A 19,214-nucleotide genomic window follows, 5' to 3' on the forward strand; every position below is an offset into this window, starting at 1 on the left:
CAGAGAGTCGGCCGGGGCCTTCCGTGCTCATGCCCGAAGGGGACCACCGATGAGAAGTGCTGGGTTCCGCCGTACCCGCCGTGCCTCCGCCGCCGCTGTCGTCACCGCGCTCGCCCTGACCGCCCTTGCCTCCTGCGGCACGAGCAGCAGCGGCGACGGGGAGAACAACTCCGGTGGCGGGTCGTCCGATCCGTCGGCGCCGCTCGAACCGAACGCCGAGGTGACGCTGACGATCGACTGCATGCCTCCGGCAGCGAAAGCCGCGGAGCTGCGCGAGTGGGAAGAGGACGTCAAGGCGTTCAACAAGAAGTACCCGAACGTCAGGATCAACGGGAAGTCGACGCCGGGCCAGTGCCTGGAGCCGCCGCGCTTCACGGCCATGCTCAAGGGCAAGTCCCAGCCTGACGTGTTCTACGCGTACTTCACCGATCTCCAGCAGGTGCTGGACAACGACGGGGCCGAGGACATCTCCGCCTACGTCAACGACACCTCCGTGCCGGCGCTGAAGGACATCCAGCCCCAGGTGCTCGACGTGGCCCGCAAGGACGGCAAGCTCTACGCGCTGCCGACCAGCAACTACACCATGGGCCTGATGATCAACCGGAACCTGTTCGAGAAGGCCGGTCTGGACCCGGACACCCCGCCCTCGACCTGGGAGGAGGTCCGCGCCGCGAGCAAGAAGATCTCGGCCCTGGGCAAGGGCATCTCCGGCTTCGGCGAGTACAGCGCCGGCAACAACGGCGGCTGGCACTTCACCGCCACGCAGTACGGCCTCGGCGGTGACGTCGTGGACGCGAGCGGCAAGAAGGCCGCGTTCAACGACGACAAGGGCAAGCAGGTCCTCCAGCAGCTGCACGAGATGCGCTGGGAGGACGACAGCATGGGCAAGACCCAGCTGCTGAAGTGGGGCGACCTGCAGAAGCAGATAGCCACCGACAAGCTCGGCATGTTCCTCGCCGCGCCCGACGACATCACCTACATGGTGCAGCAGCTCGGCGCGTCGTACGAGAACTTCGGCATGGGGCCCATTCCCGGGGGCGAGGCCACGCTCTTCGGCGGCAACAACTACATGATCAAGAAGGGCAGTTCGCCCGACAAGATCAAGGCGGCCGTGGCCTGGCTGAACTTCCAGAACCTCACCCCGAAGAAGGGGCAGTTCGACTGGGGCCGCAGGAAGGCCGACAACCTCCCCGTCGGACTCCCGCAGCCCAACTTCTTCCTCGGCGCGAGCAAGGCGGCGGACGACGCCGAACGCGTCGCCCACGCCACGATGCCCGTCGCGAACTTCAAGGCCTTCATGGACAACCCGGTCCAGGGCAAGGCCGAGCCGCCGAAGGCGCAGGAGATCTACAAGATCCTCGACAACGCGATGTCAGCGGTCCTCACCAACAAGGACGCGGACATCGACAAGCTGCTCGACACCGCGGAGCAGCAGGTCAACCAGGTACTGGCCAACCAGTGACGGACGCGCGGGGGCCGGGTCGCGCGGGCCCGGCCCCCGTGTCCGGACCGTTCGCACACGAGTGACCGCACCAGCACCGAGGAGAGACCATGTCGGCCCCCACCCTGTCCACCGGGAAGGCGAGCGCGCCGCCGCCCGGCCACCACCAGCGCCCCACGGGCCCGGACTCCGCCCGCGAGGAGTTCGTGCGCGCCCTGCGCCGCAACATCTCGGCGCACGGCTTCCTGATCGGAGCGGTGCTCTGCTTCTCGTTCTTCTCCTGGTATCCGATGGTCCGGGAGTTCCTCCTGGCCTTCCAGAAGACCGAGGACGGCAGGACGACCTGGGCCGGCTGGTCCAACCTGAGCTACGTCTTCAACGACCCCGCCTTCTGGCAGGCCTGGCGCAACACCCTGCTCTTCACCGTCCTGGCGCTCCTGCTGGGGTTCGCGGTGCCGTTCGTCGTCGCCGTCGTGCTCAACGAGTTCCGGCACGCGCAGGGATATCTGCGCCTGCTGGTCTATCTGCCCGTCATGCTGCCGCCGGTCGCCTCCGTACTGCTCTTCAAGTACTTCTACGACCCCGGCTACGGGCTCTTCAACCGCATCCTGGAATTCCTCCATCTGCCCGCCCAGCAATGGCTCCAGGACCCGGGCACCTCCATGCTCTCCGTGGTCATCGCATCCACCTGGATGAACATGGGCGGAGCCACCCTCATCTACCTCGCCGCACTCCAGGGGATACCCGGGGAGCTGTACGAGGCCGCAGAACTCGACGGCGCCGGACTGCTGCGCAAGATCTGGCACGTCACCATCCCGCAGACCCGGCTCATCCTGTCGCTCCTGCTGCTCATGCAGATCATCGCGACGATGCAGGTCTTCACCGAGCCGTTCCTGCTGACCAACGGGGCCGGCCCCGAGGGTTCCACCACCACCGTCGTCTACCTCATCTACCAGTACGCCTTCAACTTCAACAACTACGGCGGAGCGGCGGCCCTCGGCCTCCTCCTGCTGGTCGTCCTCGCGGGCTTCTCCGCGGTGTACGTACGCCTCAGCCGCGGCAGCGAAGACTAGGAAGGGAGCGACACGATGGCATCGAGCACACTTGCCTCCCGGCGCGGGACCCGACGCGCGAGGAACCGCGGACGGGACGCGGACCAGGGCCGCCAGCGGACCCTGATCTCACCCGCCCAGCTCGGCCGGCCCCGGGGAAAGGCGGTCTACTGGATCGTCTTCGCCCTGGTGGCGCTGGGCTTCACCCTGGTGTTCCTCGGCCCCCTGTACTGGATGGTCACCGGTGGCCTCAAGACCACCCAGGAAGTCGTCCAGAGCCCGCCCACGGCCTTCCCCTCCTCGATCCACACGGAGAACTACTCCCAGGCGTGGAACGTGATGGACCTGGCCCAGCTGCTCTTCAACACCCTGTACTACGCGTTCGGGGCGCTGGCCTTCCAGCTGGTCCTGGACGTGGCCGCCGCCTACTCCCTCTCCAAGCTGCGCCCCGTGTTCGGCAAGGTCATCCTCGGCATGATGCTCGCCACGCTGATGATCCCCGCGACCGTGCTCGTGGTCCCGCAGTACCTCACGGTCCTCGACGTGCCGGTCTTCGAGCGCAACCTGCTCAACTCGCCCTGGGCGATCTGGCTGCCCTCGGTCACCAATGCCTTCAACATCTTCCTGCTGAAGCGGTTCTTCGACTCGATCCCGGGCGAACTCCTCGACGCGGCGGCCATCGACGGCGCCTCATCCCTGCGCACCCTGCGCTCGATCGTCCTGCCGATCTCCCGGCCGATCCTCGGCGTCGTCTCCATCTTCGCGGTCGTCGGAGTCTGGAAGGACTTCCTCTGGCCCATGCTCACCCTGCCCGACCCGGGCAAGCAGACCCTCAACGTCGGCATCTACTCGCTCTCCAACGGGGTCCCGCAGAACGTCCTCATCGCGGCGCTCACCATCGCGTCCGTCCCGACGCTGCTGATCTTCCTGCTCTTCCAGCGCAACATCATGAGCGGTCTCACCGCGGGCGGTCTGAAGGGCTGACGCCCACCCCGAACCGAACCACCGCCTCCCACCAGCACTCCGCCGCCGGCCCACCCATCGAACGCCCCGCGTCCGGGCCGGGGGCGGAGTACCTCCTGCCCGAAAGGAACGACACGTGGCAGCCATCCGTCCGACCGAGGCCACCGCACCGTGGTGGCGCGACGCCGCCATCTACCAGATCTACGTACGCAGCTTCGCCGACGGCGACGGGGACGGCACCGGTGACCTCGCGGGGGTCCGGGCCAGACTGCCCTACCTCGTGGAACTGGGCGTGGACGCCCTGTGGTTCACCCCCTGGTACCTCTCCCCGCTGGCCGACGGCGGCTACGACGTGGCCGACTACCGCGCCATCGACCCCGCCTTCGGCCACCTCGCCGAGGCGGAGAAGCTCATCGACGAGGCCCGGGAGCTGGGCATCCGCACCATCATCGACATCGTCCCCAACCACGTCTCCGACCAGCACAGCTGGTTCGCGGCGGCGCTGGCCGCCGCCCCGGGCAGTCCCGAACGCGAGCTCTTCCACTTCCGTGACGGACGCGGGGAGCACGGTGAGATCCCGCCCAACGACTGGGTCTCCGAATTCGGCGGCGTCCCCTGGACCAGGCTCCCCGACGGCCAGTGGTACCTGCACCTGTTCGCCCCCGGGCAGCCCGACCTCAACTGGGCGCACCCGGCGGTCCGCCAGGAGCACGAGGACGTGCTGCGCTTCTGGTTCGAACGGGGCGTGGCGGGCGTACGGATCGACTCGGCGGCCCTGCTCGCCAAGGACCCCGCCCTGCCCGACTTCACCCAGGGCACCGACGCACACCCGTACGTCGACCGGGACGAGCTCCACGACATCTACCGCTCCTGGCGCACCATCGCCGACCGGTACGACGGCATCTTCGTCGGCGAGGTCTGGCTCCCCGACCCCGAGCGCTTCGCCCGCTACCTGCGGCCCGACGAGCTGCACACCGCCTTCAACTTCAACTTCCTCGCCTGCCCCTGGGAGGCCAACCTGCTGCGCTCCGCGATCGACGACACGCTCGCCGAGCACGCCCCGGTCGGAGCCCCCGCCACCTGGGTGCTCTGCAACCACGACGTGACCCGCACCGTCACCCGCTACGGACGCGAGGCGACCGGCTTCGACTTCGCGGCCAAGGTCTTCGGTACCCCGACCGACCTGGAGCTCGGCACCCGCAGGGCCCGGGCCGCCGCCCTGCTCTCGCTCGCCCTGCCGGGCGCCGTCTACCTCTACCAGGGCGAGGAGCTCGGCCTGCCCGAGGCCGACATCCCGCGCGAACGCATCCAGGACCCGATGCACCTGCGCTCGGGCGGCACCGACCCCGGGCGCGACGGCTGCCGGGTCCCCCTTCCCTGGTCCTCCGGCGAACCGTACGCGGGCTTCGGTTCCACGGTCGAACCCTGGCTTCCGCAGCCCGTCTCCTGGCCCTCGTACGCCGCCGACGAGCAGGCCGCCGACCCCGCCTCCATGCTCACCCTCTACCGCGAGGCACTGCGGCTGCGCCGCCGCGAACCCGGCTTCGCCGCCACCCCCGGCGAGGGCGCCGACGGCAGGCTGAACTGGCTGCCGTCGGAACCCGGTGTCCTGGCCTTCACCCGGTCACACGGCCTGACCTGCGTCGTCAACCTCTCGGGGAGCCCGGTGAGGCTCCCCGAGCACGACACCGTGCTGCTGACCAGCGGCCCGCTGGACGCGTCGGGTCTGCTGCCCGACGACACCGCGGCCTGGCTGCGCGGGACGCGATAGCGGGGGAGCGGAGGCTGCGGCACAGTGGTCGTATGGACGATCTCAACGCTCTCGCCGACGAGCACCTGGCCGCGGCCCGAACGGACGCGCACGGGCGCAGCGCGCACCTGCTGCTGCGCCAGGCGCCACTGCGGCAGACGGTGATCGCGCTCACGGCGGGATCGGCCCTGGACGAGCACAACGCGCCTCCCGCGGCCTCGCTCCAGGTGCTGCGCGGCGCGGTCCGGCTCACCGCGGGGTCCGGGGACGTGGACCTCGCGGAGGGCGGGCTGCACCCCATCCCCCAGGAGCGGCACGGGCTGCTGGCACTGGAGGACTCCGTCGTGCTGCTCACCGCGGTGAACGACTGAGAGCACCTGGAGTAGGGCCAGGGGATCGAGGCATGAGAGAAAGGGGGACGTCAGAACGCCGCACGACCCGTGACGGCCTCCTGACGTCCGCCTCTCCTACGTCCCCCGGAGTATCCGCGTGCCCAGCAGGACCGACACCCTCCGCGCGGAACGCCTCCCGTCCCAGGCGGGGCGTCCCGCGAAGCCGCCGAGGCACTGGGGCGCCGCTCTGCGCCGAACCCCCGTCTCCCTGTGGAACGACGACCTCTCCGACTGGGCCGCGGCCCTGACCTACTACGCCATCCTCGCGCTGCTCCCGGCCCTCCTGGTCACCGTCTCCGTCATCGGGCTGGCCAACCCCGGCGCCACCAACGCGCTGATCGCCGACATCACGGCCTTCGCCCCGGCCGAGTCCGGGGCCGCGCTGCGCCGCCCCCTGGAGGCGGCCACCCAGGAGCGCACCGCCGTCTGGCTCCTGGTGGCCACCGGGAGCGTGAGCGCCGTGTGGTCCGCCTCCAGCTATCTGGCGGTCTTCCGCAGGGCGATGCACGCCATGCACGACGTGAAGGACACCAGGCCCCCTCTGCGCCAGGCACACATCATCGTGGTCTCCGCCATCGGCCTGCTCGTCCTGCTGATGGCCAGCGCCTTCGCCCTCGTGCTCACCGGCCCCCTGGCGCGCTGGCTCGGCCACCGGCTGGGCCTGGACCAGGCGGGCGAGACGCTCTGGGCGGGCCTGAAATGGCCCGTGCTGCTCTGTCTGGTCGCCTGCCTGATCGTGGTCCTCTTCAGCACGGGACCCCGCTCCGCGCGGGATGTGCGGCAAGGGCTGCCCGGAGGGGTCCTCGCGGCGTTCCTCTGGCTGGTCGCCTCGGCGGGCTTCGCGCTGTACGCCACCCATGTCGCCAGCTACAGCCGGCTGTACGGTTCGCTGGCCGGCCTGGTCGTCTTCCTGATCTGGATCTGGTTCACCAACCTGGCGCTCCTGACCGGCGCCCAGTTCAACGTGGAACTGGCCCGCACGGAGAACCGGCCCGGGCAGGACGCGGACTGAGGGGCCCGGGGGCCTTGTGGGAGCGCTCCCACAAGTGAAGGATGGGGCGATGACACAGACCGCCCATGTGCGTCCCTACCGTCCCGGTGACCAGGAGGCCCTCGCGGACATCTGCGTCCGCACGGCCGACAACGGCGGCGACTCCCGGCATCTGTACCCGGACCCCGGACTCATGCCCGCGCTGTTCGCCGAGCCCTACGCCCACCTGGAACCCGAGCTGGCCTTCGTCCTCGACGACGGCTCGGGGCGGGCGGTCGGCTACATCCTGGGGACCGCGGACACGCCCCGGTTCGTGGACGCCTTCCGTGAGACCTGGGTGCCCCGGGTGGCCGGGCGCTTCCCCGAGCCCGAGGGTGAGCCCCGCAACCTCACCGAGGCGATGACGGCGCTGCTGTACCGCCCCGAGCGCATGATCCTCCCTGAGCTCCGCGAGTATCCCGCGCACCTGCACATCGACCTGCTGCCGCCGTGGCAGCGCAAGGGGTACGGCAGGGAGCTGATGGGTGCCTTCCTGGGCGCGCTGCACGGGCGGGGGGTTCCGGCCGTCCATCTGTCCATGGTCACGGCCAACACTCCGGCCAGGGCCTTCTACGACCGGCTCGGCTTCGAGGTCATCGACGTACCCGACCCCGGCCCGCTGACCCATCTCGGGCGCTCGACGGGGGGTGTGGAGTCGGCGGGCTGGGCAGGTAGTGAGGGGCGAGCCCGGGCGAGGGCCGCGGCCGCCGGTTCGGAGGGGTGAGTGAAATGACGGAGCAGAGCGCGTGGAGTTTCGCGGACGACCGGGGTCAGCTGGCGACTGCGGACAGCCGCCCGTCCCGGGTGCTCGCGTACATCCAGGCGGGCGCGACGCTGTGGGACTACGGGATCCACCCGGAGGGGATCTTCGGTTCGGGGCACGACGGGCCGGAGCCGGACCTGGCCAAGACGGGCACGCTCCCGCTGGAGGCGGTGGACTACCGGGGCGCGGGCGCCGACCTGGACGTGGAGACGCTGTTACGGGGCGCGCCCGACCTGGTGGTGGCCGTCAGCTACGGCCACGGCCAGCTCTACGGACTGGACCCGGACACCGCCAAGCACCTGGAGGAGCGCGTCCCGGTCGTCGTGATCGACGTGGGCCAGGCGCGCACCCTGGACCAGGTGTCCGGGCGTTTCGCCGAGCTCGCGCACGCGCTCGGGGGTGAGGGGGCCCCGGACGCGGCGAACGGGCCGGCCGCCGCGCGCGAGCGGCTCCGGGCCGTGGTGAGCGCCTTGCCGCAGGCCCCGAGGGTGGTGGCCCTCTCGCCCGCCGGCCAGGAGCAGGCGTATGTCGCCCGTCCCCAGATGTGGCCCGAGCTGCGGGTGCTGGCCGAGCTGGGTGTCGGGCTGGTGCCCCCGCCCGACGGGGCCGGGGTCAACTGGGCCACCCTCGGCTGGGAGGAGGCGGCGGCCCTGGAGCCCGGCATCGTCCTCGCGGACGTACGGTCCAACGCGGTCCCGCTCGGCGACATCGCCGCCCCGGAGTGGCAGGACGCCGGGCGGCGGGTGCGGACCGTGCCGTGGAATCCGGAGCCGCTGTGCAGCCCGCAGGCCCACGCGCGCTTCCTGGCGCTGGTCGCGGACGCGCTGGAGGAATCCTCGGCCGGCTGAACAACTTTCCCAAAGAAATTCTGCAAAAACTATTTGGCAAAGTGCCGAACCGCTCTAACCTGCCGTCATGGACAACGACGCGACGCACCGCGTGCTCGACCCCGAGCAGGACCCGGCGGCACTCAAGGCGCTCACCCACCCGCTGCGCCTGAAACTGCTCGGACTGCTGCGTCTCCACGGTCCTGCCACCGCCAGTGAGCTGGCGGTCAGGACCGGGGAGTCCTCCGCGTCGACCAGCTACCACCTGCGGGTGCTGGCCAAGTACGCCTTCGTCGCCGAGGCCGAGCACCGGGACGGACGTGAGCGTCGCTGGAAGGCGGTGCACGCCGTCACCTCGACGGACAACGCGGCGATGCTCGCCACCCCGGCGGGCCGGGCGATGACCGTGCTGGGCAGGCGCCGGCAGATCGAGCACCTGCGGCAGTCGGTGGACCGGCACGAGGCGGACATCGAGGCGGGCCGCCTGGGCGAGGAGTGGCACGACCCCTCGGGGATCGACGACCTGATGCCGCTGCTCACCCCGGAGTCCCTCCGCGAGCTCCGGGACACGATCGGCGCCAAGCTGGCCGAGCTGACCGCCCGGGACGAGCACGACCCCCGGGCCGAGCGGGTCGTGCTGCTCACCGCCGGACTCCCGCTGGCCCCCGACGACCGGGGCGCACGCGCAGGCGGCAAGGGTTCGGCCGACCGGGGCGCGCCCGCCGCCGACGAGACCTCCGGCAACGGGGACGCCGCGTGAGCGGGCGGCCGGGCGGCGGGCCCGGGGAACGCGCCGCGCGCCGAAGATTCGTCACGGTGTCGTTCCTCTTCTGGCTGCCCGCGGGTCTCGCGCTGGCGCCCATGGTCCTGCTGCTCACCGAGCGCGGGCTGACGCTCGCCGCCGTCGCCGCGGCCTACGCCGCCCACTCCCTGACCGTGGCGGTCCTCGAACTCCCCACCGGCGGGCTCTCCGACGTCATCGGCCGCCGCAAGGTCCTGGCCGGTGCCGGGATACTCAATGCCGTCGCCCTCGCCCTCATCGCCCTGGGGACGACCCCGTGGGTGATCATCCCCGGTATGGCCCTCATGGGGGCGGGGCGGGCCCTGTCCAGCGGACCCGCCGAAGCCTGGTACGTCGACACCGTGCACGCCCACGCCGGCCCCGACGCCGATCTGCGCACGGGGCTGGCACACGGCAGTGCCGCCTCGTCCGGCGCGATCGCGCTCGGCGTGCTCGTCGGCGGCGGTACGCCCTGGCTGCTCGGCCTCGGCGCCGACCCCGGGGAGGGCCTGCGGGCCCTCACCTCCGGCCTGGTCCTGCCCCTGTCCGTGCCCGTGCTGCTCGGCGCGGCCGTCAACGTCGTGTTCGTCTTCTACGTCCTGGCCGCCCTGACCGAGCCGCCCCGCCCCGCGGCCACCCTGCGCGGAGTCCTGCGGGGCGTCCCCGGCGCCATCGGTGCGGGTCTGCGGCTGGGTGCCGGGGACGCGCTCATCCGCCGCATCCTGATGACCACGGGCGCCGCCGGCACCGCGCTCGCCGCCCTCGAACTGCTCACCCCGGGCCGCGCCGCCGCGCTGACCGGGGCCCCGGAGTCCGGCGCGGTGCTCTTCGCCGGACTCGCGGCGGCCGGATTCGTCTGCTCCGCGCTCGGCAGCCGCCTGGCGCCGCTCGTCGCCCGGGTCACGGGGGACGGGGAGCGCGCGGTCCTGGTGAGCCTCGGCGCCGGTGCGGCCGGCCTGCTGGTGCTCGGCGCCACCGTCACCGCGTCCGGCGCCCCGGCGGCGGCCCTCGCCGCCGCCGGATACGGGCTGGTCTACCTGGGCCTCGGCGCCGCGGGTCCCAGCGAGAGCGACCTCCTGCACCGCCGCGTCGACACCGCGGGCCGGGCGACCGCCCTGTCCGTGCAGTCGCTCGCCCAGCAGCTGACCGGAGCCGCCGCCGGCCTGGTCGTCGGCCTGCTCCCCGCAGGACCGCTGCCCTGGCTGCTCACCGCCGCCGTCCTGCTCGCCGGAGCGCTGCTCTGGGCCCGGCGCACCGCCGGCGCTCCGGCGCCGGAGTGGGGCGGGGCCTGAAGCACTGCTCCGTACGGACGCCCCCGATCGCGCCCGCACCCGGGGTTCGGGACGCTGGCCCGGAGCGGGACGCGAGATCCCCGTACCCCCAGGAGCAGGCATGCAGCAGGACAAGCACCCGTCGTACCGTCCCGTGGTCTTCCGCGACCGTTCCGCCGGTTACGCCTTTCTGACCAGGTCCACCGCGTCGAGCGAGCAGACCATCGACTGGGACGACGGCAACAGCTATCCGGTCATCGACGTCGAGATCTCCGCCGAGAGCCACCCGTTCTTCACCGGCAAGGCACGGGTGGTCGACACCGAGGGCCAGGTCGCGAAGTTCGAGCGGCGGTACGGCGACGAGGGGCGCGGGGACACCCCCTGAACCCCGGGTCTCCACGGCCCCCGCGCACCGGGCAGAATCGGCGGCGCCCTGCCCCGTGACAGCCGCGCTCCACCGGCCGGCCCGCCCGCGTTCCCCAGGAGACCCGCACCCATGCCCGACAGCCCCGCCCTCCTGGTCATCGGCGAATGCGTCGCCGACATCGTCCGGACGCCGGGCGCGCCGGACCGCACCCACGCCGGTGGCAGCCCCGCGAACGTCGCGTACGGGCTGGCCAGGCTCGGCCGCGACACCACCCTGATCACCCAGCTCGGTCCGGATGCCGACGGGCGGCTGATCCGGGACCACCTCGCCGGCGCCGGGGTGCGGGTGCTGACGGACGGGAGCCCGGAGCCCACCCCGGCCGCCACCGTCGAGCTGGACGACGAGGGCCGCGCGGCCTACGCCTTCGCGATCACCTGGACGCTGGGCCCGGTCGAGCGGCCGGGGGAGCCACCCGTGCACGTCCACACCGGGTCCCTCGCCACCGCCCTGGAACCCGGCGCGGACACGGTCCTGGGCCTGGTCGAAGCGCTCCGTACGGCCGCGACCGTGAGCTACGACCCCAATGTGCGGACCGGCCTGATGGGGGACCACGCCACCGCCGTCCGGCGAGCCGAGCGCTGCGTCGCGCTCAGCGACATCGTCAAGGCCAGCGACGAGGACCTGCGCAGGCTGTATCCGCACGAGACCCCGGAGGAGGCCGCCGAGCGCTGGCTGCGCTCCGGGCCCGCCGTCGTCCTGCTCACCCGGGGAGCCGAGGGCGCCCAGGCGTTCCTGCCCGGCGGGACCGTCGGCATCGGGGCGCCGCCCGTCCGGGTCGAGGACACCGTGGGCGCGGGCGACGCCTTCATGTCCGGCACGCTGCACGCCCTGGTAGCGCACGGACTGCTCGGCGCGGAGGCCCGCACACGGCTGCGCTCCCTGGACGCCGCCACCCTCGGCGACGTCCTGCGCCACGGTGTGGCCTCCGCTGCCGTGACCGTCCGGCGGGCCGGTGCGCTGCCTCCCGACGAGGAGGAGCTGGCAGCGGCTCTGACCAGCGCGCCTGTACCCGGGTGATCGGAGTGACGGGGGTGTCCTCGGACGCACCTTCCTCGTTCAGCCCGGTATGACCGTGACCCTCACCGAAACCGCTCCACCGTCCACCACCGAACTGCTGACCGCCGTCCTCCTCGGTCCGGAACACCGCCGCGAACACGGCTTCTGGCAGCGGCTGATCAGCACAGAACCGTTCCGCCGCCCCGCCGGGGGAACGCCCGAAGAGCGACTGGAACTCGCCTACGACCGGTTGCGGGTCCTCAACCTCTCCCTCGACAGCGGGGCGCGCCTCGCCGCCGACCCACGCGCCCTGGCCGCCCTGCACGCCTGGCTCGGGCCGGTCGACCCCGCGCTGACCACCGTCGCGGGCATCCACTACAACCTCTTCCTCGGCAGCCTCCTCGATCAGGACGGCGCGGGCCACCGGGACCTGTCGGACTATCTGTCCCTGCGCCGCATCGGCACGTTCCTGTGCACGGAGGTGGCACACGGAAACAACGCGGCGGCCATGGAGACCACCGCGACGTACGACCGCGAGCGCGACGGATTCGTCCTGCACACCCCGAACGCGGGCGCGCAGAAGTTCATGCCCAACACCAGCCCGGCGGGCGGGGCCAAGTCCGGGCTGGTCGCCGCACGTCTGGTGGCCGACGGCTCCGACCACGGGGTACGCCTCTTCCTGGTGCCGCTCACCGACGAGGAGCGCGCGCTGCCCGGCATCAGGGTGCGGCGGCTGCCCGCCCGGATGGGCAGCCCCGTGGACCACTGTCTGACCTCCTTCGACCAGCTCTTCGTGGCACGTGACGCCCTGCTGGGAGCCGACCGGGAGGAGGGCGCCCGGGGGGAGTTCAGGACGGCACCGGGGGACAGGCGGCGGCGCTTCCTGACCTCGATCGGCAGGGTCATCCACGGCCGGGTCTCGATGAGCGCCTGCGCGGCGGGCTCGGCCCGCGCGACCCTGGCGGTCGCCGTGCGCTACGGGGGCCACCGGATGATCTCCGGCTCCCGGCGCACACCGCCCGTACCGGTCAACGCCCACCGCACCCACCACGGGCCGCTCGCCTCGGCCATGGCCAAGGTCTTCGCCATGAGCCTGCTGCACCGCAGGGCACAGGAGCGCTGGGAGAGCTGTACGGAGGAGGGCGGCAGGGCCGAGGCGGGGACGCTCGTCGACGTCGCCAAGGCATGGATCACCTGGCGGGCCCGGGAGGTCATCGTCGAGAGCCGTGAACGCTGCGGCGCGCAGGCGCTGCTGGAGAACAACGGCATGACCGAACTCGTCACGGGTGTGGAGGGCGCCATCACGGCCGAGGGCGACAACATCGCCCTCTACGCCAAGGCGGCGGCCGACCTGCTCCTCTCGGCCGGGCCGGACGCGCCGGGGAGTGTCCCGGCCGGGCCGGACGGGCCCGGCCGTGTTCCCGCCGAGCCCGGGCGCGAGGGGACCGGCGAGCCCGGCGACCTCGCCGACCCGCGCTTCCTGGTCCGGCTCCTCGCCGCGGTGGAGGACATCTGGTTCGACCGCGCCAGGACCCGGGCGCTGCGGGTGCCGGACACCGACGTCCTCGCGCAGTGGAACGCGGCGTCCGGGCCCGCGATCCGGGGAGTCGAGGCCTATGCCTACCGGCACGCCGCCGAGGCCTACGCCGAGGCCCGCGCCGCACTGCCCGAGGGGGCGGCGAGAGAGCGGCTGGGGGAACTGGAGCGGCTGTTCGCCGTGGAGTGGGTCGCCCGCAACAGCGGCGACCTGCTGGCCGCGGGCCTGCTGAGCGCCGTTCAGACCGAGGCACTGGCCGAGACCGCCGAGGAGCTGATCACGGCCGTCGCCGCGCACGCCCCCCAACTGGCCGACTCCTTCGCCCTGCCCGCTGAACTGCTCGCCGACTGGCCCATCGCGGGGCCCGGCTACGCCGACGCCTACGACGACCCCCGGGGCCCCTGGAACAGCGGTCCGGCGGACGCCCGATGAGCGCCCCGTCCCCGGCCCGTGAGGCACGGCCGATGGGCCGCCGCGTCGCGGAGGGCCTGGAGATCCTCGGCACGAGCGCGGTCCTGCTGGCCTACTGGGGCACGGTGTCCGTGCTCGCCCGCGTGGGAGGGGGACCGCGCAGACGCCGCGGCGAATCGGTTCGCCCCAAGGGCTGACCCGCCCGAGGACCTGCCGGCCGGTACGGAGGACGACGTCCCGCCCGCCGTACCGGCCCTGCCCGTCGTACCGGCCGAGGGCCCCGGAAGTGAGATCCGCACCGGCCGCAGAAGCCGCCGTCACGTCGCGTGATAGCTTGCAGACGCCAGTCACACTCCACGTGGAGTCAGGGAATCCGGTGCGAATCCGGAGCTGACGCGCAGCGGTGAGGGGGACGGGCGGGGCCACGGCCACTGGGACATCCTCGGGTGCCCCGGGAAGGCGCCCCGTCCGGACGAACCCGAGTCCGAAGACCTGCTGGCACCCGCTTCCGCACCCGGGAGCGGAACTCCGTACGGGCTCCGCGCATGAGCCCAGAGACGCCGAGGGACCCTGTGCCGCCCATAGCCAGCACCGCACGCCGAACCACCCCGGTCCTCATGGGACTTGTCCTGCTGACCGCATGCGGCGGCACCGGGACCACCGGAGCCGCACCGGGAGGGGGCGGCGCCGGATTTCCGGTGACGCTGACGAACTGCGGACGCACCGTCACCGTGGACTCCGCACCGCGCCACGCGGTCTCCCTGGACCAGGGATCGACGGAGATCCTGCTCTCCCTGGGCCTCGCCGACCGGCTCGCCGGGACCTCCACCTGGACCGATCCCGTGATGAAGGGCCTGGAGAAGGCCGAGACGAAGATCCCCCGCATCGCGGAGAACCGCCCCTCCTCGGAGAAGGTCCTCGCCGTGGAACCCGACTTCGTCAGCGCCTCGTTCGAATCGACCCTCGGCAAGGGCGGCGTCGCGCCGCGCGAGCAGTTCGAGGACCTCGGAGTGCCGACGTACGTCTCGCCCGCCGACTGCACCGCCAAGGACAACAGCGGCAGTGGCGACGGCTCCCGTACGAAGCCGCTCACCATGGACAGCGTCTACACCGAAGTACGCGAGCTCGCGCGGGTGTTCGGCGTACCGGAGCGGGGCGACGCGCTCGTCGCCCGGCTCCAGGCCCGGATCGGTGCCGCGACCAAGGGCATCGACGCGTCCGGAACGAGCCTGCTCTACTGGTTCGCCAACTCCGAGGCCCCCTACATGGCGGGCTGCTGCGGAGCCCCCGGCATCATCACCGGGGAACTCGGCGCGGAGAACGTCTTCGACGACACCCACGAGGAATGGCCCCAGATCAACTGGGAGACCGTCGCCGACCGGAACCCCGACGTCCTGGTCATCGGCGACCTGACCCGGAAGTCGCAGACGGCCGAGAGCGCCGCGAAGAAGATCGAGTTCCTGGAGTCCAACCCCGCCACGAAGAACATGGACGCGGTACGGCACAAGCGGTACGTCCTGCTCAGCGGCCAGGCCATGAATCCGACGATCCGGACCGTGGAGGGCGTGGAGCGCGTCGCGGCCGGGCTCCGCTCGTTCGGGCTCGCGGGGTGACGGACACCGGACACGCCCCGGACGTACGCGTGGAGCTGCCGCCGGCGGGCCGCGCCGCCGGAGCCCGCGTCGTGCGCGACGGCCTCCTGTGGGCCGGGGGTCTCGCCCTGCTGCTCCTGTCCGTCGCGGTCGCCGTCACGATCGGCCCCGCCCGTATCTCCGTCCCGGACGTCTGGTCGGCCGTGGCCTCGCACCTCGGGCTCGCCCAACCCCGGCTGACCCCGATCCGCGACGGCATCATCTGGAACCTGCGCATGCCCCGCACCCTGCTCGCCGCGGTGTGCGGGGCCGGGCTCGCGGTGTGCGGCACGGTGATGCAGTCGCTGCTGCGCAATCCGCTCGCCGACCCGTTCGTCCTCGGCGTCTCCTCCGGGGCGTCCACCGGCGCGGTCGTGGTCGTCGTGCTCGGCGTCGGCGGGGGAGTGGTCCCGGTCCCGGCCGGGGCATTCGTCGGGGCCCTGTGCTCCTTCGCCCTCGTCCTGCTGCTCAGCCACACCCTCGGCGGCTCGACCGACCGGGTCGTCCTCTCCGGGGTCGCGGCCATGCAGCTCTTCTCGGCGCTCACCTCCTTCGTGGTGATGACCGCGGCCGACGCCGAGCAGACCCGGGGCGTGCTGTTCTGGCTGCTCGGCTCCCTGAGCGGGGTCGGCTGGGGCGACGTGTGGATGTGCTCCGCCGTGCTGGCCGTGACACTGCTGATCTGCCTGGGTCACGCCCGTACGCTCGACGCCTTCGCCTTCGGCCAGGACGCGGCTGCCGCTCTCGGGGTGCACGTGGCCCGCACCCGGATCGTGCTGCTCTGCGCGACCGCGCTGCTGACGGCGGCCCTCGTCAGCTCTGCGGGTGCCATCGGGTTCGTCGGCCTCGTGCTGCCGCACGCGGCCCGTGCGCTGGCCGGCTCGGGGCACCGACGGCTGCTGCCGCTCACCGCGCTCGCCGGGGCCGTCTTCCTGGTCTGGGTCGACACCCTGGCCAGGACCGTCCTCGACCCTCAGGAGGTTCCGGTCGGCGTGGTCACCTCCCTCATCGGCGTACCCGCCTTCGTCCTGGTTCTCTACCGCACGCGGAGGAGCGCATGAGCCCTCAGAAGCACCCCGGGACCGTCGCACCCGCGCCCGGCGAAGGGCTGAGGGCGTCGCGGGTCAGCCGGGAGGCGGGCGGACGGCTCGTCATGGACGGGGTGAGTATCGCCCCGCCGCCCGGCAGCACGACCGGGCTGCTCGGACCCAACGGCTCGGGCAAGACCACGCTGCTCAGAGTGATGGCGGGCGTGCTGACCCCCGGCCGGGGCGTGGTCACCCTCGACGGCCGCACCCTCGCCGAGACCGGCCGCAGGAGTGTCGCCCGCCGTGTCGCCGTGGTCGACCAGCACGCCGTCACCCAGGTCGAGATGAACGTGGCGGACGTCGTACGCCTCGGCCGCATTCCGCACCGTCGCGCCTGGTCGGCGCCCGGACCCGACGACGAGGACGCCGTACGCGAGGCGCTGGCACGCACCGGACTCGCCGACCGTGCGGGCCAGTCCTGGCACACCCTGTCCGGAGGCGAGCGCCAGCGTGTCCAGATCGCCCGGGCGCTCGCCCAGCGGCCGCGCGAACTGCTGCTGGACGAGCCGACGAACCATCTGGACATCCAGCACCAGCTGGAACTGCTCTCCCTCGTCGCGGCGCTGCCCGTCACCGCGGTGATCGCACTGCACGACCTCAATCTGGCGGCCATGTTCTGCGACCGGGTGACGGTCATGAAGAAGGGCCGCGTCGTGGCCGGCGGAACGCCCTCGGAAGTGATCACCGAGGAACTCATCGCCGATGTCTACCGCGTGCGCGCGCGGGTGACGCCGGAAGGGCCGGACGGCCGGCCCTCGGTGCGGTTCCTGCCGGGGAGTCCGTGACGCACGGGCCGGCCCCACGAGCGGCGCGGCACCACGAGAGGGCGGGCCCGTCGACCGACCGGGACCGCCCCTCGTGTGCTGTCGCGCGGCCTTCCGCCGCTGGGTGAGGGGTCAGCGGCGACGTCCCTGGCCGAATTCGCCGCCCGTGTCCTTGCCGCTGCCCATGTCCTTTCCGTCCGCGTAGTCGATCTTCTCCTTGCGGAGCTCGGCGGAGACTTCCTTCTGTTCGGTGACCTTGCTGGTCTCGAGACGGACCCGCTCCACCGGGACAGCCTCCTTGCGGACGGTGGCTCGTTCGGCGTGCAGGGTGACCTCGACGTCCTGTTCGCCGAGCTCGCTCGTCCCCTTCACACCCGTCGTCCGCTCGCCCGGCTTCAGAGGCTCACGCACCACGCGTACCTCCTCGTGGGACACGGGCACCGTGCGCGTGACGTTCTCGGTCACGACGTACTTGTGCAGGCGGGCCCTTCCGCTCTCGTACTCCTCCGTGCCGACCTGGAGCTGCTCCTCGGACCGGATCATCTCCTCACGGCCGGTGCCGGCGGCGGACCGTTCCGCTCCGGCTCCGGCGAGCGGGCGGGACGTGGAGGAGGTGTCCATGTCGCGGTGCCTGCCCGTGCCGGCACCGGTGGTGCCCATGCCGGCCGTCGTGCCCGAGGTCTTCGCCTGTCCGGCCGAGGTCGTGCGAGCCGTACCGGTTCCGGCAGCGCCCGCGGCACCGGCGGCTCCCATGGTTCCCGTCCCGGACGTCGTGCGGGCGTCGCCGCGGCCGGTGGCCTTCCTGGTCATCCCGTAGTGCCGGTAGAGCTCCTCCTCCTCGGACACGGAGAGATGCGCGTCGGCGTCCACCCGGGGGGCTTCCTTGACGCGGTCCTTCGTATGTGCGACGTGCAGGTCGGAGCCCACGCTGCGGGCTCCGGCAAGCGGTACGAAGCTCTCCTTCATGCCGAACATGCCGGTCTTGACCGTCACCCAGTCGGGCTTTCCGGTGTCGTCGTCGACGTACACCCGGCCGACAGTGCCGACCTTCTCGCCGTCGCTGTCGTAGACGGTCAGACCGTCGAGTTCTCCGGAATCCGTGAAACCGTCAGCGGCTCCCATGCCGATTCCTCCTCGCCCGGGCGCGTCCTGTGGGTGGGTCCACCTGGGGTGGCGCGTCCGGATTCCATCGCGCCTCACCCGGATGGACGGTGCAACTTCCCGGCCGTGGCGGCGAGCGGCCAGGGACACCGAAGAGGGGCGGTTGCCCCGTTCCACGCGGATGTGGGCCCTCTCCACCGGTTACGCCATTCGGGTGAGCGCGTGCCTGGGTGCGCCGGATGTGCGGACGGAGGACGCCCGTATGATCGACGCGCTGTCGCCGACCGTCGGCCGGCCTGTCGGGAGGGGTGCGCCATCGGATCCACGGGCATCCGCCTGCCCCGGCAGCGCGGCGAGCTGCTCGCCAGGCAGGAGGACGGTCTGGGCCTGCACCATCTGGTCTGGCGGCTGGGACCGGGCTGGCGGGTGTGCAGCAGCGCCGTGCTCGGCGGCGGGATCGGCCCGCGCGCCTGGATCCTGAACGCGCAGGTGCCCGGTGGCTACCCCCGGCTCGACCCCGACCGCCACCTCCGTGAGATCGCCGCCGCCGAGGCACTCGAAGGGCCCGGCGCCGGACTGATGACGGCCGCCGACGTCACGGCGTACACCGCCGCGGACGACGGCGGCGCGACCGCGACCGTCACCAGCGGCCTCGGCGTACGGGGATGGGCCGCCGCCCCCGCCGAAGGGACCGAAGGCCCCCTCCCGCCGGGCACCGTCAACATCGTCGTCGTCCTCCCGGTACCCCTCTCGGACGCCGCACTCGTCAACGCGGTGGCGACCGCGACCGAGGCGAAGGTCCAGGCCCTCGTGGACGCCGGACTCGACTGCTCCGGGACCCCGACGGACTCGGTGTGCGTCGCCGCGCCGGACCCGGGGGAACAGCCCGGTGAACCGTTCGCCGGGCCCCGCTCGCTCTGGGGCGCGCGACTCGCCAGAGCCGTCCACCGTGCCGTGCTGGAGGGCGCGTTGCGGCAGTCTTGAGGCCC

Annotated in this window: 19 protein-coding genes and 1 riboswitch; of the genes, 18 read left to right on the plus strand and 1 reads right to left on the minus strand. The window is 72.4% G+C overall.

Annotated elements, in window-relative coordinates:
* Window positions 1–49: 49 nt before the first annotated feature.
* The 17 genes from ACWCQM_RS36265 to ACWCQM_RS36345 all read left to right on the plus strand — a co-directional run bounded on the left by ACWCQM_RS36265 (window position 50) and on the right by ACWCQM_RS36345 (window position 17,145).
* Window positions 50–1,462 (plus strand): extracellular solute-binding protein, encoded by a 1,413-nt coding sequence (locus ACWCQM_RS36265; protein WP_450919332.1) that lies wholly within the window; start codon window positions 50–52, stop codon window positions 1,460–1,462.
* An 89-nt stretch (window positions 1,463–1,551) separates the two neighbouring features.
* Window positions 1,552–2,514 (plus strand): carbohydrate ABC transporter permease, encoded by a 963-nt coding sequence (locus ACWCQM_RS36270; protein WP_267077518.1) that lies wholly within the window; start codon window positions 1,552–1,554, stop codon window positions 2,512–2,514.
* 15 nt (window positions 2,515–2,529) lie between these two features.
* On the plus strand, window positions 2,530–3,477 hold the full coding sequence (locus ACWCQM_RS36275) for a carbohydrate ABC transporter permease (RefSeq protein ID WP_450919333.1): 948 nt from the start codon (window positions 2,530–2,532) through the stop codon (window positions 3,475–3,477).
* Window positions 3,478–3,592: 115 nt separating this feature from the next.
* Window positions 3,593–5,227 (plus strand): glycoside hydrolase family 13 protein, encoded by a 1,635-nt coding sequence (locus ACWCQM_RS36280; protein WP_450919334.1) that lies wholly within the window; start codon window positions 3,593–3,595, stop codon window positions 5,225–5,227.
* A 32-nt stretch (window positions 5,228–5,259) separates the two neighbouring features.
* The gene (locus tag ACWCQM_RS36285) at window positions 5,260–5,577 is read left to right on the plus strand and encodes a cupin (RefSeq protein WP_450919335.1); all 318 of its coding nucleotides are present in this window, start codon (window positions 5,260–5,262) and stop codon (window positions 5,575–5,577) included.
* 118 nt (window positions 5,578–5,695) lie between these two features.
* Window positions 5,696–6,610 (plus strand): YihY/virulence factor BrkB family protein, encoded by a 915-nt coding sequence (locus tag ACWCQM_RS36290; protein WP_450919336.1) that lies wholly within the window; start codon window positions 5,696–5,698, stop codon window positions 6,608–6,610.
* 49 nt (window positions 6,611–6,659) lie between these two features.
* Complete coding sequence (locus tag ACWCQM_RS36295; protein WP_450919337.1) at window positions 6,660–7,352, plus strand: GNAT family N-acetyltransferase; 693 nt, start codon at window positions 6,660–6,662, stop codon at window positions 7,350–7,352.
* 5 nt (window positions 7,353–7,357) lie between these two features.
* Window positions 7,358–8,239, plus strand: a complete 882-nt coding sequence (locus ACWCQM_RS36300) for an ABC transporter substrate-binding protein (RefSeq protein ID WP_450919338.1) — start codon at window positions 7,358–7,360, stop codon at window positions 8,237–8,239.
* A gap of 67 nt (window positions 8,240–8,306) precedes the next feature.
* Window positions 8,307–8,978, plus strand: a complete 672-nt coding sequence (locus ACWCQM_RS36305; protein ID WP_450919339.1) for a helix-turn-helix domain-containing protein — start codon at window positions 8,307–8,309, stop codon at window positions 8,976–8,978.
* Complete coding sequence (locus ACWCQM_RS36310) at window positions 8,975–10,291, plus strand: MFS transporter (protein WP_450919340.1); 1,317 nt, start codon at window positions 8,975–8,977, stop codon at window positions 10,289–10,291. Before ACWCQM_RS36305 ends, ACWCQM_RS36310 begins: the two co-directional genes overlap by 4 nt.
* Window positions 10,292–10,391: 100 nt before the next feature.
* Entirely contained in the window at window positions 10,392–10,655 is a 264-nt protein-coding gene (locus tag ACWCQM_RS36315) for a type B 50S ribosomal protein L31 (protein WP_450919341.1), read from the plus strand.
* Window positions 10,656–10,766: 111 nt separating this feature from the next.
* Complete coding sequence (locus tag ACWCQM_RS36320) at window positions 10,767–11,714, plus strand: carbohydrate kinase family protein (protein WP_450919342.1); 948 nt, start codon at window positions 10,767–10,769, stop codon at window positions 11,712–11,714.
* Window positions 11,715–11,763: 49 nt separating this feature from the next.
* The gene (locus tag ACWCQM_RS36325; RefSeq protein ID WP_450919343.1) at window positions 11,764–13,662 is read left to right on the plus strand and encodes an acyl-CoA dehydrogenase family protein; all 1,899 of its coding nucleotides are present in this window, start codon (window positions 11,764–11,766) and stop codon (window positions 13,660–13,662) included.
* Window positions 13,659–13,838, plus strand: coding sequence for a hypothetical protein (locus ACWCQM_RS36330; protein ID WP_450919344.1), 180 nt, complete (start codon window positions 13,659–13,661; stop codon window positions 13,836–13,838). Before ACWCQM_RS36325 ends, ACWCQM_RS36330 begins: the two co-directional genes overlap by 4 nt.
* A gap of 130 nt (window positions 13,839–13,968) precedes the next feature.
* Window positions 13,969–14,155: riboswitch (cobalamin riboswitch) on the plus strand.
* Window positions 14,156–14,258: 103 nt separating this feature from the next.
* Window positions 14,259–15,254, plus strand: coding sequence for an ABC transporter substrate-binding protein (locus tag ACWCQM_RS36335; protein ID WP_450919345.1), 996 nt, complete (start codon window positions 14,259–14,261; stop codon window positions 15,252–15,254).
* Between the two features lie 29 nt (window positions 15,255–15,283).
* Complete coding sequence (locus ACWCQM_RS36340; protein ID WP_450919386.1) at window positions 15,284–16,333, plus strand: FecCD family ABC transporter permease; 1,050 nt, start codon at window positions 15,284–15,286, stop codon at window positions 16,331–16,333.
* The gene (locus tag ACWCQM_RS36345) at window positions 16,330–17,145 is read left to right on the plus strand and encodes an ABC transporter ATP-binding protein (RefSeq protein ID WP_450919346.1); all 816 of its coding nucleotides are present in this window, start codon (window positions 16,330–16,332) and stop codon (window positions 17,143–17,145) included. Before ACWCQM_RS36340 ends, ACWCQM_RS36345 begins: the two co-directional genes overlap by 4 nt.
* Before the next feature lie 111 nt (window positions 17,146–17,256).
* On the opposite strand, the gene ACWCQM_RS36350 is transcribed toward ACWCQM_RS36345, so the two are convergent.
* Window positions 17,257–18,246, minus strand: a complete 990-nt coding sequence (locus ACWCQM_RS36350) for a PRC and DUF2382 domain-containing protein (protein WP_450919347.1) — start codon at window positions 18,244–18,246, stop codon at window positions 17,257–17,259.
* Window positions 18,247–18,606: 360 nt separating this feature from the next.
* On the opposite strand from ACWCQM_RS36350, the gene ACWCQM_RS36355 reads away from it, so the two are divergent.
* Window positions 18,607–19,209, plus strand: coding sequence for an adenosylcobinamide amidohydrolase (locus ACWCQM_RS36355; protein WP_450919387.1), 603 nt, complete (start codon window positions 18,607–18,609; stop codon window positions 19,207–19,209).
* The last annotated feature ends 5 nt before the right edge of the window (window positions 19,210–19,214 follow it).

Source organism: Streptomyces sp. NPDC002125, from assembly GCF_053593715.1.